General features: G+C 63.8%; 23 protein-coding genes and 1 tRNA gene. 10 read left to right on the forward strand and 14 right to left on the reverse strand.

The genetic code is table 11. The annotated features are described in order from the left end of the window. Nucleotides 1–55: 55 nt before the first annotated feature. A tRNA-Ser gene (locus tag BJ994_RS00900) sits at nucleotides 56–140 on the forward strand. A 15-nt stretch (nucleotides 141–155) separates the two neighbouring features. Here BJ994_RS00900 and BJ994_RS00905 read toward each other — a convergent pair. Then, nucleotides 156–1094, reverse strand: a complete 939-nt coding sequence (locus BJ994_RS00905; RefSeq protein ID WP_167990476.1) for an oxygenase MpaB family protein — start codon at nucleotides 1092–1094, stop codon at nucleotides 156–158. Between the two features lie 138 nt (nucleotides 1095–1232). Here BJ994_RS00905 and BJ994_RS00910 point away from each other — a divergent pair, with 138 nt between their 5' ends. Next, a complete protein-coding gene (locus BJ994_RS00910) occupies nucleotides 1233–1691 on the forward strand; it encodes a glutathione peroxidase (RefSeq protein ID WP_167995766.1) in 459 nt (152 codons plus the stop codon). Nucleotides 1692–1741: 50 nt separating this feature from the next. Here BJ994_RS00910 and BJ994_RS00915 read toward each other — a convergent pair whose 3' ends face one another. After that, complete coding sequence (locus BJ994_RS00915) at nucleotides 1742–2602, reverse strand: Cof-type HAD-IIB family hydrolase (RefSeq protein WP_209067130.1); 861 nt, start codon at nucleotides 2600–2602, stop codon at nucleotides 1742–1744. Between the two features lie 161 nt (nucleotides 2603–2763). Here BJ994_RS00915 and BJ994_RS00920 point away from each other — a divergent pair, with 161 nt between their 5' ends. The 5 genes from BJ994_RS00920 (at nucleotide 2764) to BJ994_RS00940 (ending at nucleotide 7453) form a co-directional block, all read left to right on the forward strand. Next, nucleotides 2764–3390 carry a hypothetical protein gene (locus BJ994_RS00920; protein WP_245192218.1) on the forward strand — a complete coding sequence of 209 codons (627 nt, stop codon included), beginning with the start codon at nucleotides 2764–2766 and terminating at the stop codon, nucleotides 3388–3390. Then, on the forward strand, nucleotides 3383–4768 hold the full coding sequence (locus tag BJ994_RS00925; protein WP_167990478.1) for a multicopper oxidase domain-containing protein: 1386 nt from the start codon (nucleotides 3383–3385) through the stop codon (nucleotides 4766–4768). Before BJ994_RS00920 ends, BJ994_RS00925 begins: the two co-directional genes overlap by 8 nt. Next, nucleotides 4765–6366 carry a multicopper oxidase domain-containing protein gene (locus BJ994_RS17960; RefSeq protein WP_209066431.1) on the forward strand — a complete coding sequence of 534 codons (1602 nt, stop codon included), beginning with the start codon at nucleotides 4765–4767 and terminating at the stop codon, nucleotides 6364–6366. Before BJ994_RS00925 ends, BJ994_RS17960 begins: the two co-directional genes overlap by 4 nt. An 87-nt stretch (nucleotides 6367–6453) precedes the next feature. Next, on the forward strand, nucleotides 6454–6753 hold the full coding sequence (locus tag BJ994_RS00935; protein ID WP_167990481.1) for a type II toxin-antitoxin system VapB family antitoxin: 300 nt from the start codon (nucleotides 6454–6456) through the stop codon (nucleotides 6751–6753). Next, on the forward strand, nucleotides 6746–7453 hold the full coding sequence (locus tag BJ994_RS00940) for a LytR C-terminal domain-containing protein (protein WP_167990483.1): 708 nt from the start codon (nucleotides 6746–6748) through the stop codon (nucleotides 7451–7453). The genes BJ994_RS00935 and BJ994_RS00940 overlap by 8 nt, the downstream gene beginning before the upstream one ends. A gap of 31 nt (nucleotides 7454–7484) precedes the next feature. Here BJ994_RS00940 and aceB read toward each other — a convergent pair whose 3' ends face one another. Both aceB and aceA read right to left on the reverse strand, forming a co-directional pair. Beyond that, nucleotides 7485–9101 (reverse strand): malate synthase A, encoded by a 1617-nt coding sequence (aceB, locus tag BJ994_RS00945; RefSeq protein ID WP_167990485.1) that lies wholly within the window; start codon nucleotides 9099–9101, stop codon nucleotides 7485–7487. A 93-nt stretch (nucleotides 9102–9194) separates the two neighbouring features. Continuing rightward, entirely contained in the window at nucleotides 9195–10499 is a 1305-nt protein-coding gene (gene aceA, locus BJ994_RS00950; protein WP_167990488.1) for an isocitrate lyase, read from the reverse strand. Between the two features lie 131 nt (nucleotides 10500–10630). Here aceA and BJ994_RS00955 point away from each other — a divergent pair, with 131 nt between their 5' ends. Then, nucleotides 10631–12112, forward strand: a complete 1482-nt coding sequence (locus tag BJ994_RS00955) for a helix-turn-helix transcriptional regulator (protein ID WP_167990490.1) — start codon at nucleotides 10631–10633, stop codon at nucleotides 12110–12112. A 13-nt stretch (nucleotides 12113–12125) separates the two neighbouring features. Next, nucleotides 12126–12668: a CGNR zinc finger domain-containing protein gene (locus BJ994_RS00960; protein WP_167990493.1), complete on the forward strand. Its 543-nt coding sequence runs from the start codon at nucleotides 12126–12128 to the stop codon at nucleotides 12666–12668. Between the two features lie 78 nt (nucleotides 12669–12746). On the opposite strand, the gene BJ994_RS00965 is transcribed toward BJ994_RS00960, so the two are convergent. The 5 genes from BJ994_RS00965 to BJ994_RS00985 form a co-directional block, all read right to left on the reverse strand. Continuing rightward, nucleotides 12747–16766: a S8 family serine peptidase gene (locus BJ994_RS00965; protein WP_167990495.1), complete on the reverse strand. Its 4020-nt coding sequence runs from the start codon at nucleotides 16764–16766 to the stop codon at nucleotides 12747–12749. 274 nt (nucleotides 16767–17040) lie between these two features. Continuing rightward, complete coding sequence (gene thiD, locus BJ994_RS00970) at nucleotides 17041–17856, reverse strand: bifunctional hydroxymethylpyrimidine kinase/phosphomethylpyrimidine kinase (protein ID WP_167990498.1); 816 nt, start codon at nucleotides 17854–17856, stop codon at nucleotides 17041–17043. Between the two features lie 43 nt (nucleotides 17857–17899). Beyond that, the gene (locus BJ994_RS00975) at nucleotides 17900–18349 is read right to left on the reverse strand and encodes a YdeI/OmpD-associated family protein (RefSeq protein WP_167990501.1); all 450 of its coding nucleotides are present in this window, start codon (nucleotides 18347–18349) and stop codon (nucleotides 17900–17902) included. Nucleotides 18350–18393: 44 nt separating this feature from the next. Next, nucleotides 18394–18879, reverse strand: coding sequence for a hypothetical protein (locus tag BJ994_RS00980; RefSeq protein ID WP_167990505.1), 486 nt, complete (start codon nucleotides 18877–18879; stop codon nucleotides 18394–18396). Further along, on the reverse strand, nucleotides 18876–19535 hold the full coding sequence (locus BJ994_RS00985; RefSeq protein ID WP_167990509.1) for a TetR/AcrR family transcriptional regulator: 660 nt from the start codon (nucleotides 19533–19535) through the stop codon (nucleotides 18876–18878). The genes BJ994_RS00980 and BJ994_RS00985 overlap by 4 nt, the downstream gene beginning before the upstream one ends. Before the next feature lie 236 nt (nucleotides 19536–19771). Between BJ994_RS00985 and BJ994_RS00990 the strand changes: the two genes are divergently transcribed. Continuing rightward, nucleotides 19772–20476 carry a queuosine precursor transporter gene (locus BJ994_RS00990; protein WP_167990511.1) on the forward strand — a complete coding sequence of 235 codons (705 nt, stop codon included), beginning with the start codon at nucleotides 19772–19774 and terminating at the stop codon, nucleotides 20474–20476. Between the two features lie 70 nt (nucleotides 20477–20546). Here the strand turns inward: BJ994_RS00990 and BJ994_RS00995 are convergent, their stop codons facing one another. From BJ994_RS00995 to BJ994_RS01015, 5 genes are all read right to left on the reverse strand, one after another. Further along, entirely contained in the window at nucleotides 20547–21503 is a 957-nt protein-coding gene (locus tag BJ994_RS00995; RefSeq protein ID WP_167990514.1) for a hypothetical protein, read from the reverse strand. Nucleotides 21504–21744: 241 nt separating this feature from the next. Next, a complete protein-coding gene (tgt, locus tag BJ994_RS01000; RefSeq protein ID WP_167995770.1) occupies nucleotides 21745–23019 on the reverse strand; it encodes a tRNA guanosine(34) transglycosylase Tgt in 1275 nt (424 codons plus the stop codon). A gap of 99 nt (nucleotides 23020–23118) precedes the next feature. Then, nucleotides 23119–23880, reverse strand: a complete 762-nt coding sequence (locus BJ994_RS01005; protein WP_245192219.1) for an SRPBCC family protein — start codon at nucleotides 23878–23880, stop codon at nucleotides 23119–23121. 29 nt (nucleotides 23881–23909) lie between these two features. After that, nucleotides 23910–24761 (reverse strand): DUF6707 family protein, encoded by an 852-nt coding sequence (locus tag BJ994_RS01010; RefSeq protein ID WP_167990517.1) that lies wholly within the window; start codon nucleotides 24759–24761, stop codon nucleotides 23910–23912. Between the two features lie 61 nt (nucleotides 24762–24822). Next, on the reverse strand, nucleotides 24823–25362 hold the full coding sequence (locus tag BJ994_RS01015) for an NUDIX hydrolase family protein (protein ID WP_167990519.1): 540 nt from the start codon (nucleotides 25360–25362) through the stop codon (nucleotides 24823–24825). Between the last annotated feature and the right edge of the window lie 11 nt (nucleotides 25363–25373).

A 25373-nucleotide genomic window follows, 5' to 3' on the forward strand; every position in this document is an offset into this window, starting at 1 on the left:
ACTCGGATTCGGCGGTTCACCGTTGTTTGGGTATTCTGGTATCTGCTCCAAATGAGGAGGATTCGCCTAGCGGCCTATGGCGCACGCCTGGAACGCGTGTTGGGTTAACGCCCTCGGGGGTTCAAATCCCCCATCCTCCGCTCTTCCATATAGGTTCACCCCGGTCCATGCGACCGGGGTGAACCTGTATGTGGTTTCCCCGCTACACGCCGGATCCGACGCAAGGCCGCCGCCTCACTTGGCCCCTGCCGTCCCAGGCCCAGCTTGAGGACGCCCAGCACCAGCATCACTGCCGGCTTCACGGGAAGCCGTACCGGCCCCAGATGTGGCAATGTCAGCCCAAGCAGTTCGCGCTGTCGAGGTGTCAACGTGGCTACGGCGCCGGCGAACAGGATCCGATAGCCGAGTCGCTGCGACCGCGGAAGGGGCGGGCGCTTGATGTAGACCAGCGCATCCTGGACCTGATCGCTTGAAGCGAGTTCGTCGTCGTACTTGGCCAGTTGGGCTCGCAGTTCAGCAACGCTCCGCGGCGGATCGGAAACTCCCATCAGCTCACCGGCTACCGCCCACTGTTCGACGTACTCGTCAGCGCCGCCCGGGAACCGAAGCCCATACCGCTGGTGCGCCGCGAGGAAGGCGTCCGTGAACGCCAAATGAACCCAGCGCAGCAGATGCGGATCGTTTGCGCTGTAGGGGTGCTCGACGCCGTCAGCCCCGACATACGAACCGGTCACCTTCTCGTGCAGCCGACGCACCCAGCCGGAGGCGTCGCGGGCGGCATCGGTGGATCCATAGGTCACTGTAAAGATCCAGCGGATGGTGTTGGCGAGCCGGCCCAGGGGATCGTCCCGAAAGTCGGAGTGTGCATAGACACCGGCCATCGCACCCGGGTGCAGCGCCTGCAACAGGAGCGCGCGGATGCCGCCGACAGTAGGCGTCATTGAACTGTGCACCGCCCAGACCGCGGAATCGGGGGCGAAGTAGCCGACGTCGTCGCCCTCGGCCAGTTCCTCCGTCCAGCGGGGCGGTTCAGCGCCGGCGCCGGTGAAGGTGTTCTTCAGCTCCACGCGAAGGCGGGTCAAAGGTGAGGCCATGGCTCCAGTATGCGGCGTATCGGCGCGCGGGGCAGCCCATCCGATCCGGCCCCGTCAACGAACCTGTTGGCGACTTGCACAACCATCGAAGAAGGAGCCCGCGTGCCCGCCCAGAACCTGCACGACATCCCATTGACCATGATCGACGGCTCCGAACGGAGCTTCGGCGAATTCAAGGGCAAGACCGTGCTGGTGGTGAATGTGGCCTCCCAGTGCGGTTTCACGCCGCAGTACAAGGCACTTGAGAAGCTTTACCGAAAGTACGCCGGGAAGGACTTCGTGGTGCTTGGCGTACCGAGCAACCAGTTCCTCAGTCAGGAACCTGGCACGGACGAAGATATTCAGGCCTTCTGCTCGAGCACCTTCGACGTGACCTTCCCGCTGACCAGGAAGACCGACGTCCGCGGCCGCAACCAGCATCCGCTCTACGCCGAGCTCACCAAGTTCAAGAACGGCATCCTGCCGGGTTTTGTGAAATGGAACTTCGAGAAATTCCTGGTGAACGACGACGGCGCCGTGGTCGCGCGGTTCGCCCCCACAGTCGAGCCGGACTCGGAGGAAGTGGTCACCGCGATCGAGAAGACGCTTACGCCCTGACCCTCCCGCATCGAGTCAGTAGCAATGACCAGAATCCGGCGGGAAGTTAGTTATTCCTGCTGACTCGATGAGGTGAGTAGCGTGTCGGCGCAGCGAAGCAGGAAGGCGGCGCCGGCGTCGTCGTGCGTGAGATCGCCCTCCGTGAGGACGGGGTAGGGCTTCTCCGGCACCCCGTCAGCGGGCCGCACGTCCACGTGCGCCACGCTGTAGCCGTGTTCGTGCAGGTAGTCGGCCATGGCGTAGTCGGTCCGGGAATCTCCGACCGTGCGCCAGTGAAGCGGGATATCCCCGTCCAGCAACCCCAGCGCGCGCTCCGCGCCGAGGTCCTTGCCTACCCGTACCGATTCGATGTCAGTGGAGATGATGGTGGGGTCCACGCGGTAGTCGATGCTGTCATCGCTGTCCGGGAGATGGTGCGAGAGCCGGCAGACGCCCATGTCGAAATGCTGCATGAGCCCAAGCACTGCTTCGTCGAACGGGCCTTGCCGGTCCAGGTAGTCCTCGTTGCCGACGTCCACCCGCTGCTCGATCGAGACCATGGCCCGCTTGGTCTCGTCGAAGAACATGTGGTCCGCGAACTGCTCTTCCACGAGCCGGCGCACCGCATCACCGAACTCGGCGGGCAGCGCGAGGCTCTCATCGACCTGCAGCTCGGTAGGCCCATCGGCGCTGAAGCTGAACCACGTAGAGCCCTTCTCGCAGATGGCATGGAACGTAATGCCGTCCGGGATGCCGGCAGCGAGCATCGGCGTCATGACCTCATCGCGGATGAACGCATCCGAGCGCCCGGTGTTGAAGATGACCGGCCATCCGGCGCCGGCCAGAACCAGCAGCGCGTTGATGATTTCCGGGCGGACCGTCCGTGAGACGGGGCTGGCAACCGGCCCGTCGACGTCGAGCAGCAGGCCCATCGGAGCAGAAACAGGTACGGAGGAAGTCACCGCCCCAGTATCCGGCGAACAGCGCGCCCGCACGAAATCCGTGACGGGGACGCGGTGCTGCAGGGTTTCCCCAAGGTTACAAACCGACAATGACAGCCTGCAGCATCCACGCGAGACAGCAAAGGCAAGCGATGACATTCGAGGACATCGCGGCGGCCGGGCGGGATGCGGCTGACCTATTGCCTGGGGAGGCAGCCGATAATCCCAACGGGCTGACGCGGAGAATATTTGGCATCCTGATCGGTGCCGGCACGGTAGGCGCCGTAGCGGGGTGGACCATAGTGTCCGCAACCGGCGGAACCGAGGAGGTTCCGACGTCGTTCGGTGCCGTTCGCATAGTGGCCGCCGAGCGGCAGGCTCGCCTGGCGGGAACGAACCCGGGCGCCGACGCCTCCCACACACCACACAGCGGAGGCCCGCCCGGATCGAGTCTCCAGCCCTTCAACCACACCTGGGGGGAGCATCTGGCCGTGAAGCTGGAGGTACGCAACACCTCAGGGCGGAACGTGCTCTTCGCTGCCGGGCAGCTCCGGCTGATGGTCGGGGAATCCATCACCGTGACCAATCGCGCCGCGGACGTGCTGAAGGACGTCCTGGCCGCAGGTTCCAGCCGCAGCTACTGGATCAGCTACCTGGTTCCGATCGGGGCAAACCGGCTGGCGGGACAGTTCATCGACCCCCGGGGTGACGGGCCGCTGACCCTCGCCCTACCGAATATTTCCCTGCGACCCGGCTCCCTGGAGGGTGACCATGCCTGAGCAAGTACCTCCCGAAATCCTCGCCCGGGGGGACCTCCTCAAACTGGGGGCCGCCGCCGGACTCGGGTTCGCTGCGTTGCCGCTGGTCCCGACGGCACCGGCCCAGCGGACGGCACGGACACCGCTGCCGCTCGCCCTCGCCCCGATCCCCGGCGTGCTGGACCTCTACATCAACGAGGGTTACCTGAAAATGGTGGACGACACCCTCGTCTACCATCGTGGCTTCGGCAGCCGGCCCACCGACGTCGACGACCCCAACCCGAGCCTCCGCATGCCATCCACGGTCATCACTGCGGCCGGTGAGGTGGTTCCGAGCCGCAGCTACCCCCTCGGCGCGCCCCTGCCGCCGCGCGGGACGCCGGCTCCGTTCAGCCCGGACCCGGCTAACCCCGGCCAGTTCTTCATCTTCCGCGAGTACTGGGCGAGCTACTTCCCGGAGCGCACCATCATTGCCGAGTGGGGAAGTACCCTCCGATTCCGGATCCAGAACCGGTTGGGCAAGTCCCACACCTTCACGCTGCACGGTGCAGGGCCCGACGGCGGCGACCTCACCACCGGGCCCATCGCCCCGGACGCCGTGGCCACCCTGGAATTCCCGTGTCCCGAGCCCGGAACGTACATCTTCGCGGACCCAACGAACGCCCCGGTGGAGCGGGTGCTCGGCCTGTTCGGGGTGCTGGTGGTGATGGATCCGGATTGCCGGTGGGATATCGCGACGGACAGGGCCTCGTTTGAACGGCAGTGGGTGTGGATCTGCCATGCGATCGAGCCGCGCTGGGCCGCCCTGGAAGCCGCCGGCCAGACCGTGAATCCCGCTCAGCAACGGGCCGTCCCGAGGTACTTCACTCTCAACGGCCGCAGCGGCTTCGAATCACTCGGAATCACGTTCGATGACGCCCTCAACCTTGCCAGCGAGGAAGAGACCCTGATCTCCGGTTACCCGCGGCAGCTCGATGTGCGGCAGTTCGGGGAGGGAACGGAGCTCGGCACCCTCCGCGGCGGGCAGCTGGTGCGGCTGATCAATCCCGGAATCGTGTTCCACCAGATGCACTTCCACGGGAATCACATCTGGACGGTGCGGCGGAACAACGTCGACTGGCCGCGCCACGAAGGCTTTGTCGACGCCGACGGCCACGTGGTGTTGCAGCAGTGGGAAGACGTCGTTGAACTCGAGCCGATGGACCGCAAGGACTGCATCATCCCCATCAAACGGCCGCCGGACGCGATTGATCCCGTGTGGTTCGCCCGCACCGGCGACTGGGTGTACCCGATGCACTGCCACGCCGAGCCGACCCAGACCGCAGCCGGCGGCCTCTACCCCGGCGGCCTGGTTGCCCACTGGACCCTCAAAGGTCCCAATCCGGGAGGTGTGGAATGAGTATCTTCAGCCGCGGACGCTCCGAGCGGCGTTCGGACCGCGACTCCCGCCGTTCCGTCCGAGCAGTCGAACGGCAGCAGGAACTCGCTGCGCGGCGCCGACGGGAGGAAGAACGGCGACGTGAAAAAGAACGCCGTCGGGAAGCCGAGCGGCGGCGTGAGGCGGAGCGCCGGGAGGCGGCCGAGCGGAAGCGTGAGGAAGAACGACGGCGTGAGGCCGAGCGTCGCCGGCAACGGCCCACGCCGTCACCCAAACCCACGCGAAAGCCGAGCCCGACGGCGAAGCCCACAACGCGCAAGCCTTCGCCGAGCCCGCGGCCCACGACGGTGAAGCCGAGCGCGACCGCCAAGCCGACGCCGTCGTCGTCGGCCACCGCAAGCGATAAAGCGAGCGCGACCGCCAAGCCGACGCCGTCGTCGGCCACCGCCACAGCCACAGCGACGCCGTCCGAGAGCGCCGAACCTACAGAGCCGCCAGCCCAGGCGCCGGAAGGAACGCTGAGCCACCGCTTCCGCAGCCAGGTGGACTTCAGTTCGGACCAGCTCGAAGTCAACGACCCCGTCACGGAGTTTCCGCAGACGCCGGCGCTCGCCGTCGAACTCGACTTCCACAGCCGCGACCTGCGCATGGACGACGGCGCCGAGTTCGAGATGTGGAGCTTCGAGGACGAACGGTATGAACGCGGTTTTCCGGCACCGTTGCTCCGTCTGGAAGAGGGCAAGGTTTTCCACGCCACGGTTCGCCCGAGCAAGGGCCCGCACACCATCCACTGGCACGGCATGGAACCAGATCCCCGTAACGACGGCGTGGGGCACACTTCGTTCGAGGTGGACGGCCGCTACACGTATCAGTTCCAACCGGAGGCCGGGCGGCCAGGCGATGCCAACTACGGGGCCGCCGGCACGTATTTCTACCACTGTCACGTGAATACGCCGCTGCATGTGCAGATGGGCATGTTCGGCCCGCTGGTGATAGACCCCGTGGTGCATCCCGCCTACCCGGTAAGTCCCGGCTCGAGGCGGGCATTCGTGGACGGCCCGGAATACGACATCGATACGGAAGCGCTACTGTCCCCGTACTCGCTGGACCCGCGGTGGCACGAAATGAACCACGCCGAGGGCCTCTCGGGGGAGGACGCCGGACTCAACCGGTTCGAGCCCACACACTTCTACGTACTCGGCGGCGAACTCGCAAGGCGTCCGGCGGGCAGGGAGAGGGTCTGGAGCCTCTCGCACCTTCGCGCGAACGTTGACGGCGGCCCACGCAAACCGACGCTGCTGCGCACGGTCAACGGCAACTACCTACCGAACACGATCTACTTCACGGATGCGACCGGAGCTGAGGTAAAGATCGCGGAACTGATCTCGCACGATGGCAGGCCCTTCCGCGACACGTCCATGCCCGGGCAGCCCTCGCCAACCTGCGCACAGTCCGGCTACCCGCTGCACACCAGCAGGCTCGCCTATGGCGCGGCCGAGCGTTACGACATGCTGTTGCACCCCAAGACGCCCGGGCAGTACTTCCTGCGGATCGAATGGGAGGACTGGATCACCGGCCGGATCATGGCTACGCGTACCATTCCGATCACGGCCTCCTGAGGCTTTCGGCGTAACCTTTTGGCCACGACAGGCGGGCGCGCGGACACGTACGTTCCCTTGCGGCAATATCTTGCCTAGGCTGTATTGGTGATCTTCAAAGCAGTCAGTGACGGACGCCCCTATCCCGACCACGGACACGTGACCCCAAAGGACTGGGCCAACGTCGCCCCACGTCAGGTTCGGCTGGATGAACTTGTCACCACCAAAACCACCCTCGACCTCGAGGCTCTGCTTGCAGAAGATTCGACGTTCTTCGGTGACCTCTTCCCCCACGTGGTGCAGTGGAATGACACTCTGTACCTGGAGGACGGCCTCCACCGCGCAGTCCGCACCGCGCTTCACCAGCGCACAATCCTGCACGCACGCGTGCTCGTGATCGATGGCTAAGAAACCGAAGCAGAAGCCTGTCCGGTCCAAGAAGAACCCGATCGAATGGCATGGCCACCGGATAGTCACCGAGAATGACCTCGACACAGTATTTGCCGACGACGGCAACGTGGAACGCCCGCACATCTACATGCGCAGGCTCAGGCACGGTGTGGTGTTGGTCCTGCTGGTCGGGCTCTTGACCGCAGCCGTCCTGTTTGCGTTGGCATTGGCGCGCGGCGACATTCAGCTCACCGCCAACGAGCCCAGTTCTGAACCCACCGCCGCTTGCCCGGGCGGCCCCTTTGACCCGGTTGACCCTGCAACTGTCACTGTGAACGTGCTGAACAGTACGAGCATTGAGGGTCTGGCCGGCAACGGCGCCGCCGCCCTTGAAGAACGCGGTTTCACCGTTGGGGCCATCGGGAACCGTTCGGTGGTCCGCAGCAACATGACAGCGATCGTAATCTCCGGTCCCACCGGTTACGCGCAGGCGTTCACCCTGCAGAGGATCATTCCCGGGTCGGTATACGTGGAGGACGATCGCACGGAAGCAACCGTCGACGTCGTACTCGGATCGGAATATGAGGCACTTGTGCCCGCCGAGGAAGTCAACCCCGAGCCGGGTGGTTTGGTCTGTGAATTGCCCTCCACCGCCAGCGCAACGCCGGAGGCCGGTGCAACGCCGACAACGCCGGCGCCGCCCCCGCCGAGTCCGTAACGCTCAACTCGGCGGAGGCGCCTTCGTACTGTTACCGCTGCAGCGCTGGTGCGGGGAGCTTGCCGGCGCAGAGATGCCGACCGTACGCGGGAAGCGTGAGGAACTCCGGGAAATCGTCGCCGAGGGCCACCTCCTCGAAGAGCCGGCGGGCGTCGTCGAACCGGTCCTCGTCGAAGCGGGGCAACCGCCCGAACTCCTCCTCCAACAGCTCCGACACCCATTCGCGCGTGACGATCTCGCCTGTGTCTGTCACGGCATGAACATGGATCCACTGCCAGATCTGCGAGCGGGAGATCTCCGCGGTGGCGGCGTCTTCCATCAGGTTCTTCAGCGTCACCGCCCCGTTTCCGCGCAGCCACGTCTCGAGGTAGCGCACACCGACTTCCAGATTGGTGCGGATTCCTGCCTCCGTGATCAGCCCCTGCGTACCGGTGAGATCCAGGAGGGCACGGTCATCAGGAACGACGTCGGCGCGTTGCTTCTCCAACTGGTTCGGCCGGTCACCAAGAACGACGTCGAACACGGACTTCGCCGCCGGCACCAGGTCCGGGTGGGCCACCCAGGAACCGTCGAAACCGTCTGAGGCCTCGCGCATCTTGTCCGTGTGCACCTTTTCGAGTGCGACGGCGTTGGCCGCTTCGTCGCGCCGGTTCGGCACAAATGCAGACATGCCTCCGATGGCATGTGCACCGCGGCGGTGGCACGCCCGGACCAGTTGCTCGGTGTAGGCGCGCATGAAGGGTGCGGTCATGGTCACCATGGTGCGGTCCGGGAGGACGAAACGGGGGCCGCGGAGGCGGAAGTTCTTGATGATGGAGAAGATGTAATCCCAGCGGCCAGCGTTCAGACCGGAGGAGTGCTCACGCAGTTCGTAGAGGATCTCCTCCATCTCGAACGCCGCGGTGATGGTCTCAATCAGCACGGTGGCGCGGATGCTCCCCCGGGGGATGCCGAGTATTTCCTGCGCCCGGATGAAGACGTCGTTCCACAGCCGGGCCTCGAGATGGTTCTCCAGTTTGGGCAGGTAGAAGTACGGTCCGCGTCCCTGCTCGATGAGGGTGCGGGCGTTGTGGAAGAAGTGGAGCCCGAAATCGACGATGCCGCCGGAGACCGGTTCGCCGTCGATCAGCAGGTGCTGCTCCGGCAGGTGCCAGCCGCGGGGGCGCACGACTACGGTGGGCAACTTCTCGCCCAGCCGGTACTCCTTGCCCTCCTCGGTGGTGAAATCGATGCGGCGGTTGAGGGCGTCCTGCAGGTTCAGTTGTGCGTTGATGACGTTGGACCAGGTGGGCGTCAGCGAGTCCTCGAGGTCCGCGAGCCACACGTTCGCACCCGAGTTCAGGGCGTTGACGGTCATCCTCCGGTCAACGGGGCCGGTGATCTCCACCCGGCGGTCCTCCAGGCCGGGAGCCGGCGGCGCAACCTGCCAGCCGTCGTCGTTCCTTATGTGCGCGGTATGGGGCAGGAAGCCTGGATCCTCGCCGCGGGCGATGCGGCTGCGGGTTTCCCGGCGACGCTGCAGCAGCTCCCGGCGGCGGGGCTCGGCTGCGGTGTGGAGGTGCCGGAGGAACTCGAGCGCTTCGGGGGTGAGGACCTCGTGCTGGCGGGGGATCGGCGGTGCGGTCAGTGTGATGCCGTTGATGTTCATGAGGTGCTCCTGGATTCTTGCATCGAGTTGGCAGGACACGCCGTGAATGGGTGCCCATAAAGGGTGTGTCCTGCCAATTCGATGGGGAAGGGTCTAGTGGAACTGCTGCGACTCGGTGGAGCCGGCGAGGGCGAGGGTGCTGCCGGTGGGATTGAGGGCGCTTGCTACCTGGTCGAAGTAGCCGGTGCCGACCTCCCGCTGGTGCCTGGTGGCGGTGTAACCGCGTGCTTCGGCGTCGAACTCGCGCTGCTGGAGGTCCACGTAGGCGCTCATGCCGTCGGTGGCGTAGCCGTGTGCGAGGTCGAACATCGAATAGTTCAGGGCGTGGAAGCCGGCGAGGGTGATGAACTGGAACGTGAAGCCCATAGCGCCAAGCTCGCGCTGGAACTTGGCGATCGTCGCGTCGTCCAGGTGCTTGCGCCAATTGAACGACGGCGAGCAGTTGTAGGCCAGCATCTGGTCCGGGAACTCGCCCTTCACGGCTTCGGCAAAGCGGCGGGCCAGCTCCAAGTCCGGGGTTCCGGTCTCCATCCAGATCAGGTCCGAGTACGGTGCGTAGGCATGGGCGCGGGATATGCACGGCTCAATCCCGTTGCGAACCTCGTAGAACCCTTCGGGAGTGCGGCCGCCGGTGAGGAAGGGCCGGTCCCGCTCATCGACATCGGAGGTGATGAGCGTGGCGGCTTCCGCGTCCGTGCGGGCCACAATCACCGAAGGTACACCGGCGACGTCGGCGGCCAGACGAGCCGCGTTGAGGGTGCGGACATGCTGCTGGGTGGGAATCAGGACCTTCCCGCCAAGGTGGCCGCACTTCTTCTCGGAGGCGAGCTGATCCTCCCAGTGCACGCCCGCGGCACCGGCGGTGATCATGGATTTCATCAGCTCGTAGGCATTCAGCGGCCCGCCGAAACCTGCCTCGGCGTCGGCGACGATCGGAACCAGCCAGTCCTCCACAGACTGCATGCCTTCGGCCCATTCGATCTGGTCCGCACGCAGCAGTGCGTTGTTGATGCGCCTCACCACCTGGGGAACCGAGTTCGCGGGGTAGAGCGACTGGTCCGGGTAGGTCTGCCCGGCAAGGTTCGCGTCGGCGGCGACCTGCCAGCCGGACAGGTAGATGGCCTTCAGCCCGGCCTTGACCTGCTGAACTGCCTGGTTGCCCGTCAACGCACCAAGGGCGTGGGTATATTCGCCGGTTCGCGACTGGGTGGTGAGTTGCTCCCACAGCTTTTCGGCACCGCGGCGGGCCAGCGTGTGTTCCTCCTGGACACGTCCGCGAAGGCGTACGACGTCGGCGGCCTGGTAGTCCCGCCGGACACCTTCCCAGCGTGGATCAGCGGCCCACTCGAGTTCGAGCTCGCGGGCTGTAGTGACTGGGTTGTTGGCTTCCTGCGTCATTGCATTTCTCCTTCCGGGAGGCTTGTAGCCTGTGTCATGTGTGCTGGTGGAATCAACAATTCTGCATTTTGGGAATCTTCAATAGGGCTTGGGTCTGGAAAGAAACGCGATTCTTCGCGTATCGTCAAGAAATGACGACTTCCAGCTGGACCCGTACCCACCAGCCTGAAACCGAATCAGAACCTCAAGGCCAGGACGCCATCAGCCTCGGCCGTCGCATCCGGCATCTGCGCAAAAGCCGCCGCATGACCCTTGAGGAGCTTGGCGCCGTCGTCGGAACCGCTCCTTCCCAGCTCTCGCTCATGGAGAACGGGAAGCGTGAGCCGCGACTAGGAATGCTGCAGTCCCTCGCCAAGGCGCTGGAGGTCAGCATTGACCAGTTGCTCGGCGCGGAACCGCCCAGCCGGCGCGCGGCGCTGGAGATTGCGCTGGAACGCGCCCAGCGGGGTCCGCTCTATGAATCGCTGGGGCTGCCGAAGGTACGGACGTCGGCGCGGTTGCCGATGGAGGCGCTCGAAGCGCTTGTCGGGCTCCAGGCGGAGCTGGAACGCCGCATGAACGAGCAGGTTGCAACGCCCGAGGAAGCGCGCCGGGCCAACGCCGAACTGCGCGGAATTATGCGGCGTCAAAACAACTACTTCCCTGACATAGAGGCCGAGGCGCAGAAGGTCCTGGCCTCGGTTGGGCACACCAGCGGGCCTCTGTCACAGCACCTCATCGCGGATATTGCTGATCATCTTGGATTTACGCTGCACCACGTGAGTGACCTGCCGCACTCCACCCGCTCGGTGACGGACCTGAAGAATCGGCGCATCTACCTGACCCAGTCACAGCGGACGGATCATGACCCGCGCTCGGTACTCCTGCAGGCGCTGGGCCACTATGTGCTGCAGCACGGGACGCCCGAGAACTACCGGGAGTTCCTCCGTCAGCGCGTTGCAACCAACTACTTCGCGGCCGCGTTGCTGCTCCCCGAGAAGGCGACGGTCGAATACCTGCAGGCCGCGAAGGCACGGAAGGAAATTGCCGTCGAGGATGTGCGGGACGCCTTCGCAGTCTCCTATGAAACAGCAGCTCACCGCTTCACGAACCTGGCCACTGAGCACCTTGGGATCCCGACGCACTTCCAGAAGACTCATCAGAGCGGCATCATCTACAAGGCTTATGAGAACGACGGCGTGACGTTCCCGCAGGATCACACCGGTGCTATTGAGGGCCAGCCGTCGTGCAGGAAGTGGACGTCGCGGGTGGTCTTCGACGTACCTGACCGGTTCTCCGCCTACAGCCAGTACACCGATACACCCAGCGGCACCTATTGGTGCACGGCCCGTACCGAGCGGGCCGCCGCCGGCGAGTTCTCGCTCAGCGTCGGCGTGCCGTACGCGCACGTGAAGTGGTTCCGCGGACGCGAAACCACCATCCGTGGCGAGTCCCGTTGTCCGGACGAATCGTGTTGCAAGCTGCCGCCGTCGTCGTTGGCGGAAAAGTGGTCCGGCTTCGCCTGGCCCAGCGCCCGAGCGCACTCACACCTGCTGGCGGCCATGCCGCCCGGTGCCTTCCCCGGCGTTGACGAAACCGAGGTTTACTCCTTTCTCCAGGCACACTCGGGTTAGGGTGGGACGCGCGATGCTATTTGCCAATGACACCGAAGAGGGCCTGCGCGGCGCAGCGGCGCTGGTCAACACCGACGACGACGACGGCGAGCTCCTCCCCGACGTCGGCGCGCTTCAGGATTTCGCGCGGGAGTGGAACTGGACCGGCAATCTTGCACTGGATGAGGCTGAGCTACACGCCGTCCGGGCGTTGCGGCCGCGGCTGCGTGCGTTGTGGCAGGGCGATGAGGATTTCGTGGTGGAGTCGGTGAACGGGTTGCTGCGCGAGTTCAACGCATTGCCGCAGCTGGTCCGCCACGATCACTGGGATTACCACATCCATGCCACGCCGTTGGAGGCGCCGCTGTCCGCGCGGATGGCCGTCGAGGCGGCGATGGCGTTCGTGGACCTGGTGCGGAGCAATGAGCTCGGGCGGCTACGGATCTGTGCTGCGGAGGATTGCAGCGCCGTGGTGATTGACCTGTCGAAGAACCGTTCCCGGCGCTTCTGCGAGTCCGGGTGCGGTAACCGGGCCGCGGTGGCGGCGTACCGGGCGCGGCAGCGGGCTTCCGTCTAGACCGTTAACTGTTTCTGCCCACCGAGCCTTTCGACTCGGTGGGCAGAAACGTTATTCAGTTACTACGGGTGGACCGGATCAGTCGATCGAACCGGGGGCGCAACCGCCGTTGTCATCTACGTAGTCGAGCAGGCGGATCATGAACGCAGCCATCTGCTCACGGGTGACCTGGACGTACGGACGGAATTCCGTCCGGTTGTTGCCCTCGTCCCAACCGAATGAGATACCGGCTTCGGACATCCACGAAACTTCCTTCTCGAAGACGAAACCCGCAGGGATGTCGTCGAACGGGCTGTCAGTGCCGTCGTAGGCACGGGCAGCCGGGATGTCGCAGTACTCGCTTGCGTACCGGTACATGAACGCGGCCATGACATCGCGGTTGACGGCTGTCAGCGGCCGGTAGGTCGGCAGGCCATTTGGCTCAGCGTAACCGTTGGACAGGTCCGCCGATTCCATCCACGTCATTTCCTTGTAGAAGAATGCCGTGTCAGCACCCGGATCGGCCGGACCGTTGAGGTCAGCGAACGGGGAGTTGCCCGGAGCTGCGAAGATACCGACGTCAGCGAAGCGGAACATGAACGCTGCCATCACGTCGCGGTTCACTGGTTCGAACGGGCGGAAGGTGAAGGTTCCGTTCGCCTCAGAATAACCGTCGGTGATTGCGAGCTGCTCGAGCTTCACGATCGATTCCTCGTGATCGGCCGTCGCGATGTCCGTGAACTTCTTCTGGCCTACGCGGATCGGAACGATCTCTTCCTTGGCACCCGTTGCGTTGTGGTGGTGCAGCAGCAGGATGTTTCCATTAGCCACGCCCCGGTCACGGGTCACGCCAATCGATGCTCCATCGGCGTCAACAAACGCAGTCTCTGCGCCGGTAGCTCCGGCGAACCAGAGGCTCGGATCAGTGATGTTGAAGTCGATCCACTCTGTTGCATCTACCTCGCCAATGCTGTCACCCTCGGTGTTGACGGTGAAGCTGCTGATGGTGCGCACCTTGTACTGGATGCTATTGGTGCTGCCCAGTTCCAACCCGAGGGTCGCCACCGGGATCGGGATAGTGATTACGTTGGTGTCGAACGTGTTGGTGTCCGTTGCACCGTCTACACCGTTGGCCGGGACGAGCGTGAGACCGGTGGCGTTTCCTTCGGCGTCAAGAGCGGAAACCAGGAACAGGTCCAAATCCACGGGCGGTTCACGGAAAGACTGCACCAGGAAGTCCGGCACCTCGTCATTGTTCGTGTCGAGCTCCACCGTGAAGTTAAGAGTTCCTGTAGGTACGGACCAGTTGTCCCAGGTGCTGATTCCGATGTTGAGAATGCCATCAGCGGGGTCCCCACCTGCTGCCAGAATTCCCGGAACGGTGGATGCAGCGCCAACTGCCTTCAGGTCCAGCGCGTTCAGCGAATCCAGCGGCAGGCCGGTGAGGCGTCCACTTTCCTCACCCAGAACGAACGGTGAAACGAGCGACGTGTAGGACGTCATCTCGCCCGGAGCGCCACCCTGTGACAGGCCACGGCCTGAAAGAGTCAGCAGTTCCTCAAGGTCAGAGCCATTCAGGTACTGGACCCGGGGCTCGGCCGACATATCGGAAGCAGGCTTGGGCGCAGCGTGAACCGGAACGCGCAAGGTGTTGGTGGTTGCACTGGTGAGCTCCACGCGACCGGAAGCCTGTGCAATGTATTGCCGGGTCACATCCAGGTCCGGTTCAAGGGACGTGATGGTGTGCGTGACTTCGGCTGCAGGATCGATTGCCTTCACCATCGCGGCTGGGTCAGCGATCGTCATGGTGATGTCGAACTCGACGGTTTCACCACCGTTGACGGTGATCGGCTGGTCTGGAACATCAATGACCACCCCCGGGATCTCCGTTGCGGCCAGGTACTCCGCGGTGTAGGTATGCGGCTGATCCGAGTAGTTCCGGACGCTGATCTTGCGGGTAGCACTGTAAGCATCTGCGCCGACCTCAACAACACCGAAGTTGACCGTCACCAGGGAGGGGTCCTCGGAATCGTAGGCGATAGCATCAGTGCCGACGGCGTTCAGCGCGTTAACCCGTCCCGAACCTGTGCGGTTCGGTGCGTACTCCACGTCGCCCCCAGCCTCCACCGTGAGGTCTGCGGTCGCCGTGTTCATGATGGCGTTCTTGACCTCATAGGCATTGAACTCGGTGGCTGCGTAAACGAGGGCAGCAATGCCGGCCACGTTCGGGGCTGACATTGACGTTCCGGTCTTCACCGATCCGCCGTTACCGGTGCCAACCGCGACTGAGCCAATCTGTGTGCCGGGTGCAGCGACGTCGGGCTTAACCACACCGTATGAACCGTGGACTCCACGTGACGAGCTGGGGTTCAGCGTATCGAGAGCGTTGGATGGCCCAGAGGAAGCGGCGATGTATTCCGGGTTGAGCTGAACCTGCAGCTCACCCGTGGCAGCTTCAGCGCGGAGGCGCTCAGAAGACTCGCGGTTGAACTGGGCGCCCGGGATGCTGTCGTTGCCTGCGATACCGGCGTCGAACACGTCGCGGGGCGAATCGAGGATTACGCCCGCGCCGCCACCTGCCTCAACGTTGTCGAAGCGGACACCGGAGCCACACGGGAACGCGCCGTCCTCTTCCCACTGCAGCCAAACCCATTCACCGTCGAAGGTGCCGGGAGCGAACGCCTCGCAACCAAACCTGTTGGCTTCCGGAGCCAGCACAACGGTCCCGTTGAGCTGATCTTCGGTAGCTGCCTGGTAGTCGAAGTTGACGCTGTACTGGCCGGATGCGGGACCTTCTGTGGCCTCTGCGGGCGGGGCCAGGATGTCAATGCGATCCAGCGTGATCTGTGAGCCGATGCTGTTGGCAACGGTCAGCGCAGACTTGGCGCTACCAGGGGTGCCGCCGATGTCGTAGATGTCGCCGTCGTTGCCGGAGGAGACCACGGAGAGCACGCCCTGCGCGGTCAGGTTGTTGAGGATGTCAACTTCGGGATCATCGGGGATAGGGAAGTTCGAGCCCAGCGACATGTTTACAACATTCGAACGGTCCTCGAAGTTTCCGTCACCGTTGGGATCGAGCACCAGGTCGAGTGCTTCACCGACAACAAGGCTGGAGCCGGCGCAACCGAAGACGCGCAGGCTGACAATCTGGGCCTCAGGGGCCGTGCCTGGGCCGATGCGCATATCGTTGACGGCGTCTTCCGTCAGGGTCGAGTAATCGCCCTCGAAGGTGTTGCCTTCGGAGTCGACGCCATAGCCGGCGGCGGTGCCGGCAACGTGGGAGCCATGGCTCTGGCAGTCGATCGGGTTGGCATCGGGCATCGGGGTGGGCTGGTAAGGGAACGGCTCGGCGCCGCCGGGGTCTGCGTTGTAGGTGTCGCCAACAAGATCCCAACCGCCTACGTACTTGGCTTCGTCGTACCAATCGGTATTAGGCGGCGTCTCGGGCGTGTTCGCGACAGCAGCGCTCGCGGCGTCAAACGTCGCGATGTCGCCAGGGCCGCCAAAGCCGGCGTGGGTGTAGTCGACGCCGGTGTCGATGATCGCGATGGTTACGCCGTCGCCGGTTTCGCCCAGGTCGCCTGCCCAGGTGTTGAGGGCCTCGGTGTCGATGACGCCACCCTTGTTGGTGGGCACCTTCGGCGTGAGGCGGCTGATCTTGAGGACGTCGGGCCGTGCGGCAAGCGCGCGGATTGCCTCAACATCGCCCTGCACTGCAACACCGGGAATGGTGTTGGAGGTCACGTACAGTTCCTTGCCGGAAACCGCAGCAACAACCTCCTTGGCTTTGGCTTGCGTGGCTTCGCGGATCTTCTTCACGTCGGCGCTGCGGTCTTCCGGAGCTTTCCGGCCACTCTGGACCGCGTCCGACTGCGTGCGTGCAAAGGCACCTTCGCCTTCGAACTGCACGAAGACCGCAACATCACCGGCAGCCTTGTTCAAATTTTCACTGATTTTGAGACCAGGCGGGAGCGTCTTCAGCTCAATGCCCTCAGCAGTCGGTGCGCCGTCCGGCGCTTCAACCGCTGAAGCCGGCGCCCACATGCTGGAAGCCAGGACAAGACCGGTCAGCGAAGCCAACACAGCCTTTCCTGAATTCCGGCGGTATGACTTGCTCATGCTTCTCCTTAGTAAGGATGAGTCAAGGCCGCCCCGCCGAGTTCTATGTTTAGCCCCCCGCAGCGCTGCTGACACGGCCGAGACGCGTGTGAGTGAGGTTCCCTGGTTTAGATTGGGTGCCAGCAGCTGTGCAGGACCCTTCGCGAGTTCTGCACGATTACCAGCTTTCTGTGTTACGTGTCACAAGTCAACGAATTGGACATAGTTTCCTCAGCGAAGCATGAGATTTCACTGCGAGAAGTGTGTGTCCGTGGGCCGGAGGGTTGAGCTGAAGCTAGACGCCGGCTCGTGCGCCACCCTGCCAAACGGCGTCGAACGGGGCATGCGAACTGACCCGGTTACGGATACCCTCGGTCACGAATTCCTTTGCCGTACGGGCTGCCTCAAGGGGAGTTGTACCCTTTGCCAGTTCAGCGGCAATGGCTGCCGCCAGCGTGCAACCGGCGCCGCTGACCGCAACGTCGCCCACCTTCGGTGCGCTGAGAATGTCCATGGTCTCGCCGTCGTAATAGACGTCGAGCGCGTCCTCCCCTTCCAGCCGCACGCCGCCCTTGGCGAGTACGACGGCGCCACTCGCCTCGTGAATGCGCCGCGCCGCTTCCTTCAGATCCTCAAGTGAACGGATCTCCATGCCGGAGAGGGACTCGGCTTCGAAATGGTTCGGCGTGACGAAGGTGGCAAGCGGGAGGATGGTTGCCTTCAGGGCCTGATCCGTGTCGAGGGCCGCTCCCGGCTCCTGACCCTTGCAGATCAGCACCGGGTCCAGCACCACGTTTTCCCACTCCTGCGACTTCAGGGCACCGGCGACAGTGTCGATGGTCTGGGGTGTGCCGAGCATGCCGATCTTAACGGTGCGGATGTCGTGGCAGGACTGGATGGCCTCGAGCTGGTCAGCGATGACTTGCGCGTCGACGGGCACAAAACGATGGTTCCAACTGTCCTTCGGATCGAAGGAGACGATGCACGTCAGCGCCGCGATGCCATAGGTGCCCAGTTCCTGGAACGTCTTCAGGTCCACCTGCGCGCCGGCACCTCCGGTAGCCTCGGAGCCCGCGATGGTCAGGGTGATAGCTGGTGAGTCAGTAGCCATGGCACCAGTCTGCCCGACGCTTCGCGGGTGGCGCCAACGGGTTTTATCTTGCCCGGCCCTCGCGCAGCATTGCGACGGACTTCCCTATCCGGGCAGCGCGGGTGTCCGGCTTCTTCGCGCCCGCAACCTGTAGCGTGTGCCAGCTTCTGTTGCTGTACGAGAGGGTCTCCCAGAACGCTTTCGCTGCCGGGTCGTTGTCCAGTGCTTCAGCGAAGTCTTCCGGAACGTCTACTTCGCGGGGTGCGGTGTCGAGTGCGATTTCGACGTCGTACACCTGCCCGACGACGACTCCCGACTCCTTACGCCGGTCTGCGCTCATCCCAAACAGGTATCGACCGCCCATCGACGCTATCGATGTACGGAACACGTACCCGTTGACCTTGGCCTCGATCTTGGAATGCTTTCCGCCGCCAAGTTCCTCGACGATGCTTTCCGGGACCTCGAAGCCGGCGGTGTTCTTGCCCGATGATTCCAGTTCGGCGCTAAATCTCATGGGTGCCCTCTGCGTCCGGTTTGTTGCTCTTCGTGGAATGCAGGCTACTCCGCCGGATGCTCGGTTGTCGTGGGTTTCGCCGGGTGAACGGTGACGAGCTTCCACACGCTCGCCCGTCCGATGGCGGCTGCCGTCCCAATGATCAGACCGGCCGCAATAGCCGCAAACCCGAGGCCCGCCAATAGCAGGATCACTGCAGGAACCAACGTGAGAGCGGCAAAGAAAGCGAGCACATGAACTCCCTGATTCGCGATTGGGCGAAGGGCAAGTCCTAGTGCTAGGGCAATGAAGCACCCAAGGGCAGCAATTGGAAGGCCGAAGAGGCCGCTCAGCAGGAACATCATGAAGGCTGCGTAGGGGTGTCCGTCTCCGAGCAAGGCTCCCATTAGTACCGCCAGTTGAAGGTGAGTTAGCGCTGTTCCGACGATGAGCGCCTTCGGTCCGAACGTCACCCGGTGCGCACCTCCGGCGCCGCTATACCGCGCGGCCAGCCGCGCGTCGTCGTCGTACTGGTTCTGGGAAGCGTTCATGCCTTCGCGTTCTTGATGAGTTGGACGACGTCGTCCACGATCTTCCGCACCACCGGCAGACGCGACAGGATGACCAGCTTGGCGATGAGTGGCGCCGCGTTGTCGATGAGGCGGCGGGTGCGTTGCTGATTGGGGGAGCGGTCGTAGACCCAGAAAAGCGTGACGCCCATGTAGACGAGCCAGAGGAGTTCGGGAAGGTCCGCGCGGATGGCCATGGGTGGTTGCGGACGGGCGGTGGTGACGGCCTGGTTGAAGAGGGCGATCGACTTGGCGCGGGCGACTGCAGAGTCGCTGCTGAATGGGCTGAGGTTCGACGACGGCTGGATGGCGACGCTGATGAAGTTCGAACCGAAGTCGTGGTACGGACCCATGACGTCGACTCCGGTCTGCAGAATGGCGCGCAGGTGTTCGCCGAGATTTTGCCCGTCGCGAAGAAGGGGCAGGGATCTGGTGCGTTGCTCGTCCTGGAGGGATTGGTAGAGCTCCTGGACGAGGTCATCCTTCGAGGTGAAGTAGTAGTAGGCGTTCCCGGTGGAAACGCCGGCTTCCTTCGCGATGGTGCGCATGGTGGTTTTGTCATAACCCCGTTCGCGGAACAGCCTGAGGGCGGTGACTACGAGCCTGCTGCGGGTCGCTTCGCTCTTCTTCTGGGGCATGGTCGGCTCCTTTTTGAACGTGTTCAGTTTAGTGTAGCGCCCGTTTCTGAACGTGTTCAAAATCTACTCTTCAATAGGTGACCGTTTCGGGGCTCAAAGAGTCACCTGTTGGAGAATCGATGCGGGATGGCCCTGCGTGGGACAATTGGAGGTGCCCGGGGGCAGCCGGGCGCCAGTGCTAATACAGCGGGCCTTTCGATGAGGCTGCGCGAACCACTTCAATGAATGAGAACCCCATGACTCAACTGCAGGAACATGCCCGCGCCCGTTACGCGACCGTAGGCAGCGCAAACTTTTCGATCATGCTGGCGGTGCTTGCCGTCGTCGTCATCCTGTCCAATATCGGTGCGTCCAAGGGGGTGGTGATCGGCCCGATCATCGGAGAATTCAGCATCATCACCGACGGCGGCTTCTTCCTGTTCCCGCTGGCGTACGTTCTTGGCGACGTGATCAGTGAGGTGTACGGGTTCAAGGCGGCGCGGCTCGGGATCATCGTGACGTTCGTGCTCTCGGTGTTTGCCTCGCTGGTGTTCGGGATCATCATTGCGTTGCCCGGATTCGATGACGATTTCGGCCTGGCCAAACAGGAAGCGCTCGAATTGGCGCTGGGGCCGGTGCCGTTGATCGTGCTGGCGTCACTGCTCGGGTTCCTGGTTGGGCAGACGCTGAACTCCCTGGTGCTCGTGCGGATGAAGGCCAGGTTCGGCGAGCGGAGCCTGTGGGCACGGCTGATGGCCTCGACGGGTGTGGGCGAATTCGCGGATACCCTCATTTTCTGCGCAATCGCGGCGTCCGTCATCGGCATCACCGACTTCCCAACGTTCCTGAACTACCTTTTCTTCGGATTCGTGTACAAGACGCTGGTCGAGGTGCTCCTACTGCCGGTAACGACGACGGCGATCCGCTGGGTGAAGCGGAACGAGCCGTCCTACGCGGGGTAGCGCCGCACCGTCCCAACAGATCCGTTGTCTCCCCGCAGGTTCAGGTGTTTCGATGAGCCTCCGTTTGCGGTTAGGCAGCGGATTCGTTGGTTCTGTGCTGTGCCCGATGGAGTGCTCGGACGATGCGAGGCTTCAACTCCCGTTCGTTTGCCAGATCCGCCCACTCGATCCGCAGAATGGTCCAGCCCTCCTCCATCAGTGCCTTCTCCCGGCGTCGTTCCTGGAAGATCGCCTCGTCTGTAGGACGGTAATCGAAGTATTTGATCTTCCCGTCGAACTCGAGGGCGAGTTTCCACTCCTTCCACGCAAAATCGAGTCGGTGCTCACCGTTGCGGGTGAGCACTTTCTCCTGCTGCGTAGGGAGGGGAAGGCGCATGCGGCGAATGAAGTGGAGTGTGCGCGTCTCGCCGGGGGATTCCGAGAGGGGCGAAGCGTTCTCGAATACGTGCCGCGCGTTCGCGACGTTCTTATGACCGGCGAGAGTCTTCACTGTGGAGAGCATGGCAGCGTGGCTCGCGCCCTTGCTAAGGGCATGTTCTGCAACGATCAATGCTGACTCGTAAGGCAGTATGCGAGAACAGTCGACTGCCGTCTGCTCAAGAGTTGTGACCGGCAGGCCGTAGCGCTCAGTGGTCGATCCTTCCGGAAGCAGGGCGGTGTGAGGCACGACGTCGACGGCGTTGCCTCTGCGGGAGGCCTTGAACCGTTGCGTGAGATGGATTAGCGAATCTGCCCTCCACAGACTGAGTTCGTGCAGCCGAGCCGCTGTCGTGTGGCTGTAAGTGAGCATCCCGGAAGCACTGGGAAGCGAAGTATGGTGATGGACGAATATCCGCAGCAACTCCTGGCGCGACGGAGAGAGAACGTTCCAGAATTCAGCAGGAACGTAACCACCGCGTCTTACGCGAACAAATTTGCCGTCAGCGACCAGACGGGCGATCTTGCGTGAATCCATTCCGTCGCGTTGCAGATCGGCGGCACGCCACAGCGGAATGGTGGGCAAGCTCAGCGGAGATTCTTCGTTCATGAGAAACAGGATGACCTGCACACCCGGTTGAGGAAGTGCTTTCACGGCGTATGTGGAGAACTCGCCGGAAACAGCTACTTGGTGGAGGAGAGGTGACCTGCAGCTAACCCGCGGATCCGTTGAATGTACGCGGGCGGGGTTGCATCGATGGCACTCCGTACGCGCAGAGGGAACGGATCCGCGGGTTAGGCGCGCCGGACGACCGCCGGACTGTACCGGGGAGGCCCGGGAGGTAGCGGCTCTACCGGGAACCCGCGTAGTAGCGCCCCAACACCTCCGCCTTCAGGTCGAAGTACGTGCCGTCCTCGATCGCGGCGCGGGCGTCGTCGACCATCCGGATGACGAACCGCTCGTTGTGGATCGAGATCAGCGTCGCCGAGATCATCTCCTTCGCCTTGAACAGGTGATGGATGTACGCACGGGTGTAATGGGTGCAGGTGTAGCAGTCGCAGCCCTCCATGAGCGGCGTGAAATCGCGCTTGAACCGGGCGTTGGACAGGTTCCACCGTCCGTCCGGTACGTAGAACGCGGAGTTACGGGCCACACGCGTGGGGGAGACGCAATCGAACGTGTCCGCACCGTTTTCGATCCCGGTGAACAGATCATCCGGCTCCGATATACCGAGCAGATGCCGAGGCTTGGCCTCAGGCAACTCATCAGCGCACCATCCGAGAATAGTTCCCAGATTCTCTTTCTCCAGCGCCCCGCCAACCCCGAAGCCGTCGAAGTTCATCGCCCCAAGATCCCGCGACGCTTTCCGTCGCAGATCCTCATACTGCGCGCCTTGGATCACGCCGAACAGCGCCTGGTACGGCTTGCCGGCGCGGGAAACCGTCAATCGCTCGTGTTCAAGAATGCAGCGCTCAGCCCACAGGCGCGTCCGCTCAAGGGATTCCTCCTGGTATCCGCGCGAGTTCATCAGGGTGGTGAGCTCATCGAATGCGAACATGACGTCCGCCCCGAGCTGATGCTGTACCTGCATGGAAATCTCGGGTGTGAACCTGTGCCGGTCGCCGTTGAGGTGCGAGACGAACCACACGCCGTCGTCGTCGATGTGTGCCAGCCGCTCCTTCCCGGCAGCAACGCGGTCGTCGGCGCCAGCGTGCTCGGACGCCGCAGCCGAATCCATGGTGATGACCTTCTTGAACCCCGACCCCAGGCTCATCACCTGAAACCCGCCCGAGTCCGTGAACGTGGGCCCATCCCAGTTCATGAATTTGCCCAGGCCGCCGGCCTCGTCCAGCACGTCCGCGCCGGGCTGCAGGTAGAGGTGATAGGCGTTGGCGAGCAGCGCCTGCGCACCTGCCTCCTTCATCGACTCCGGCAGCACCGCTTTGACGGTGGCCTTGGTCCCGACGGCGATGAATGCCGGTGTCCGAATCTCGCCATGCGGCGTACAAATGGTCCCGGTACGCCCGTGAAGCCCGGCGGCAGCGGGCACCGTTTCGCCCAGCCGCTTACCGATGGAGAAGGAAAAATCTGATTGTGGCACCCGCTCATTCTGCCAGCCCTCCATGCGGGCACTCACCAAATGAACGACGACGACGGCGCGCGCAGGCTAAGCGCTTGGGGCGCTCGGCGCCCAGCCGTGCAGGCTAAGCCGCCCGGGCAGGGCCTACAGCTCGGATGTCAGCAACGGCTCCGATGACGGGTAGGAAGCTTGCCGGAAATCTTCCCAGCCGTCCCAGATATCGCGAAGAGCCCGAGCACCGAGGCCGTACGTCGTGACGGTCACCATGCTGGAACCGCCCTGGTCCGCGACGATCACTAGGCCCTCGCCGTGATCGGCGTACTCGGACACGGTCAGGCCCAGTTGGTTCTCTGTGCGGAACCACACGGTTCCGTTCAGCTCATGACCGTTGGGCAGTGTCAGCGAGTAGGAGTCCCCGGGCTGCTGTAATTGCTCGGCGTTCAGCTTCCCGATGATCGATTCGTCGGAGGCAGGCTCGCCCGAGAAGAACGCCGTACGCCGGGTCGCCGAGGGATGGCGTTCCAGGGCGAATCGGAGTTGCTGCAGGAACGTGACCCAACCTTCGGTGATCGCCTCTTCCGAATCGGCGCGCTCAAGAGTTACCAGCGTGCCGTCCTGGACGGGCTCAATGCGGAAGGTGTCACCGCCGTCAACAGTCAGGAATTTATGATCCGGACCCTCGACCACGGACGGCGCGAAATAGATGGAACGGATCTCCTCATCGAGACCCTCCGCCTCCCAGCCGAACCACTGCCGGACCAGGCGGGGTTCCCGAAGCATCAGCCATACCTGGCGGGCGTCTGCGTTGAGGTGCACACTCAGCGGGTCGGGCCCCTGAACGGGTACGTCGCGGGCGGGATGCCGCTCGGTGCTGGACTGTCGGAGGGAATCTGCCGAGTCACTCATGCGCGCCACTCTACTCTTGGGCCCGGTTCCTAACCAGAGGCGGAAAGTCGATGGTTCAGCGCCCTGATCGCAACGAGTTCATGGCCGATCCGCCGGTCCAGCGCATCCGCACCCAGCGCCTCGGACCCGCCGTGCGCCCGAAGGTAGAGCAGCACCGACAACCTCAGTCCGCGCCAATCCTTCTCGACGGCGGGATCACCAGCGGACCGCGCGATCTCCCGGTCGTACAAATTCGGTTCGTTCAGCTGCCGCTGCCTGACCGCCCCGGCAAGCTTGGCCTTCAGCGGGTCCGTCTCGGCGTCGCCCGCCGTTCGCAGGGAGGTGGCGTAGGCCGCGGCGCGGGGGCCGTCGTCGTCGTAAGTCAGGTGCGCGGCGAGGGCCAGGCAGCCCTCAATAGGATTCCAGCGGCCGAAGTTGCCGTCAAAGGGCTGGTCCATCAGGAGATCGCAGACCTTCAGCGCGCTCGGCGCATCCGCGAGGTCAACGTAGAGGGTCATGGCTAGGTCGCGGATGTCCTGGAGGTTGCTGCCTGACTTGAAGTTCACGCCCCGGCCCAGGCGCTCGGCCAGCTCGTGCACCCGCGGGCTCTCCGGATGCACGGCAGCGACATGCGCGATCAGTGCCTCCGGCGAACCCTCATCGGCTGTCATCACTTCCTCGCGAGCTTCCGCCTGAACCGTGGACCCGGAGGCTATCCGAAGGGTTTCGCCGCCCTCCAGGGTGGCCAGCACAACGGCCGGCACTCCGAAGTCGTCCGGCTCGACGGCGACATCCACCACTTCGCGCGTGCCCTCGCCGTCCGGGAGGAGAAGCCTGCGGCCCGCGCTCACTGCCTCTGCGGCAAGCGGTTGAACCCGTACGGCCACGTGGCTGTCGATCATCGAAGAATCCCTACCTCACTGCAGCTAAGACCCCCCGAGTATATAAAGAAACGGTAACGGGTCAGCGGGTCCAACCGGCGTAGGCCAGCGCCTGCCGGAGCAGGCTGTCCCGGCCACCGGAGAATTCGGCACTTACTTCCGGGCTCAGGGCCTCTTCGGGTGTGAGCCAGGTCAGCTCGAGGGCATCCTGGCGGGGGTTGCACTCGCCGGTGACCGGGATCAGGTAGGCGAGCGCGACGGCGTGCTGCCGGTCATCGGTGAGTCCGGTTTCCGACGGCGACGGGAAGTACTCGGCGATCGTGAACGGGACCGGACACGGCGGCAGCTGGGGGAGTGCGAAGGGTCCGAGGTCCTTCTCCAGATGGCGCAACAGTGCGGCGCGGATGGTTTCGCGGTACATGACACGCCCCGTGACGAACGTGCGCACCATCTCGCCCTGATCATTAGCCTGCAGCAGCAGCCCTACCTCGGTGACGTAGCCCAGGGAATCGCACCGGACAGGGATCGCCTCCACGTACACCATGGGAAGCCGACGGCGTGCCTCGTACAGGTCATCCTCATTGAGCCACCCGGGGTTGGGGTCTGGAGTGCGCAGGTTCATACCTTCAGTTT

Source organism: Arthrobacter pigmenti, assembly GCF_011927905.1.
In the GTDB taxonomy this organism is placed as follows: domain Bacteria; phylum Actinomycetota; class Actinomycetes; order Actinomycetales; family Micrococcaceae; genus Arthrobacter_D; species Arthrobacter_D pigmenti.

Excerpts from the sequence above, each read along its gene's own strand:
- BJ994_RS01015 (WP_167990519.1), bottom strand. The coding sequence starts at position 25,362 with ATGAACCTGCGCACTCCAGACCCCAACCCCGGGTGGCTCAATGAGGAT.
- BJ994_RS17960 (WP_209066431.1), top strand. The coding sequence starts at position 4,765 with ATGAGTATCTTCAGCCGCGGACGCTCCGAGCGGCGTTCGGACCGCGAC.
- BJ994_RS00905 (WP_167990476.1), bottom strand. The coding sequence starts at position 1,094 with ATGGCCTCACCTTTGACCCGCCTTCGCGTGGAGCTGAAGAACACCTTC.
- tgt (WP_167995770.1), bottom strand. The coding sequence starts at position 23,019 with ATGGAGGGCTGGCAGAATGAGCGGGTGCCACAATCAGATTTTTCCTTC.
- BJ994_RS00955 (WP_167990490.1), top strand. The coding sequence starts at position 10,631 with ATGACGACTTCCAGCTGGACCCGTACCCACCAGCCTGAAACCGAATCA.
- aceB (WP_167990485.1), bottom strand. The coding sequence starts at position 9,101 with ATGAACATCAACGGCATCACACTGACCGCACCGCCGATCCCCCGCCAG.
- BJ994_RS00980 (WP_167990505.1), bottom strand. The coding sequence starts at position 18,879 with ATGAACGCTTCCCAGAACCAGTACGACGACGACGCGCGGCTGGCCGCG.
- aceA (WP_167990488.1), bottom strand. The coding sequence starts at position 10,499 with ATGACGCAGGAAGCCAACAACCCAGTCACTACAGCCCGCGAGCTCGAA.
- BJ994_RS00985 (WP_167990509.1), bottom strand. The coding sequence starts at position 19,535 with ATGCCCCAGAAGAAGAGCGAAGCGACCCGCAGCAGGCTCGTAGTCACC.
- BJ994_RS00965 (WP_167990495.1), bottom strand. The coding sequence starts at position 16,766 with ATGAGCAAGTCATACCGCCGGAATTCAGGAAAGGCTGTGTTGGCTTCG.
- BJ994_RS00990 (WP_167990511.1), top strand. The coding sequence starts at position 19,772 with ATGACTCAACTGCAGGAACATGCCCGCGCCCGTTACGCGACCGTAGGC.
- BJ994_RS00910 (WP_167995766.1), top strand. The coding sequence starts at position 1,233 with ATGATCGACGGCTCCGAACGGAGCTTCGGCGAATTCAAGGGCAAGACC.
- BJ994_RS00920 (WP_245192218.1), top strand. The coding sequence starts at position 2,764 with ATGACATTCGAGGACATCGCGGCGGCCGGGCGGGATGCGGCTGACCTA.
- BJ994_RS00995 (WP_167990514.1), bottom strand. The coding sequence starts at position 21,503 with ATGAACGAAGAATCTCCGCTGAGCTTGCCCACCATTCCGCTGTGGCGT.
- BJ994_RS00925 (WP_167990478.1), top strand. The coding sequence starts at position 3,383 with ATGCCTGAGCAAGTACCTCCCGAAATCCTCGCCCGGGGGGACCTCCTC.
- BJ994_RS00915 (WP_209067130.1), bottom strand. The coding sequence starts at position 2,602 with ATGGGCCTGCTGCTCGACGTCGACGGGCCGGTTGCCAGCCCCGTCTCA.
- BJ994_RS00960 (WP_167990493.1), top strand. The coding sequence starts at position 12,126 with ATGCTATTTGCCAATGACACCGAAGAGGGCCTGCGCGGCGCAGCGGCG.
- BJ994_RS00940 (WP_167990483.1), top strand. The coding sequence starts at position 6,746 with ATGGCTAAGAAACCGAAGCAGAAGCCTGTCCGGTCCAAGAAGAACCCG.
- BJ994_RS01010 (WP_167990517.1), bottom strand. The coding sequence starts at position 24,761 with ATGATCGACAGCCACGTGGCCGTACGGGTTCAACCGCTTGCCGCAGAG.
- BJ994_RS00975 (WP_167990501.1), bottom strand. The coding sequence starts at position 18,349 with ATGAGATTTAGCGCCGAACTGGAATCATCGGGCAAGAACACCGCCGGC.
- BJ994_RS01005 (WP_245192219.1), bottom strand. The coding sequence starts at position 23,880 with ATGAGTGACTCGGCAGATTCCCTCCGACAGTCCAGCACCGAGCGGCAT.
- thiD (WP_167990498.1), bottom strand. The coding sequence starts at position 17,856 with ATGGCTACTGACTCACCAGCTATCACCCTGACCATCGCGGGCTCCGAG.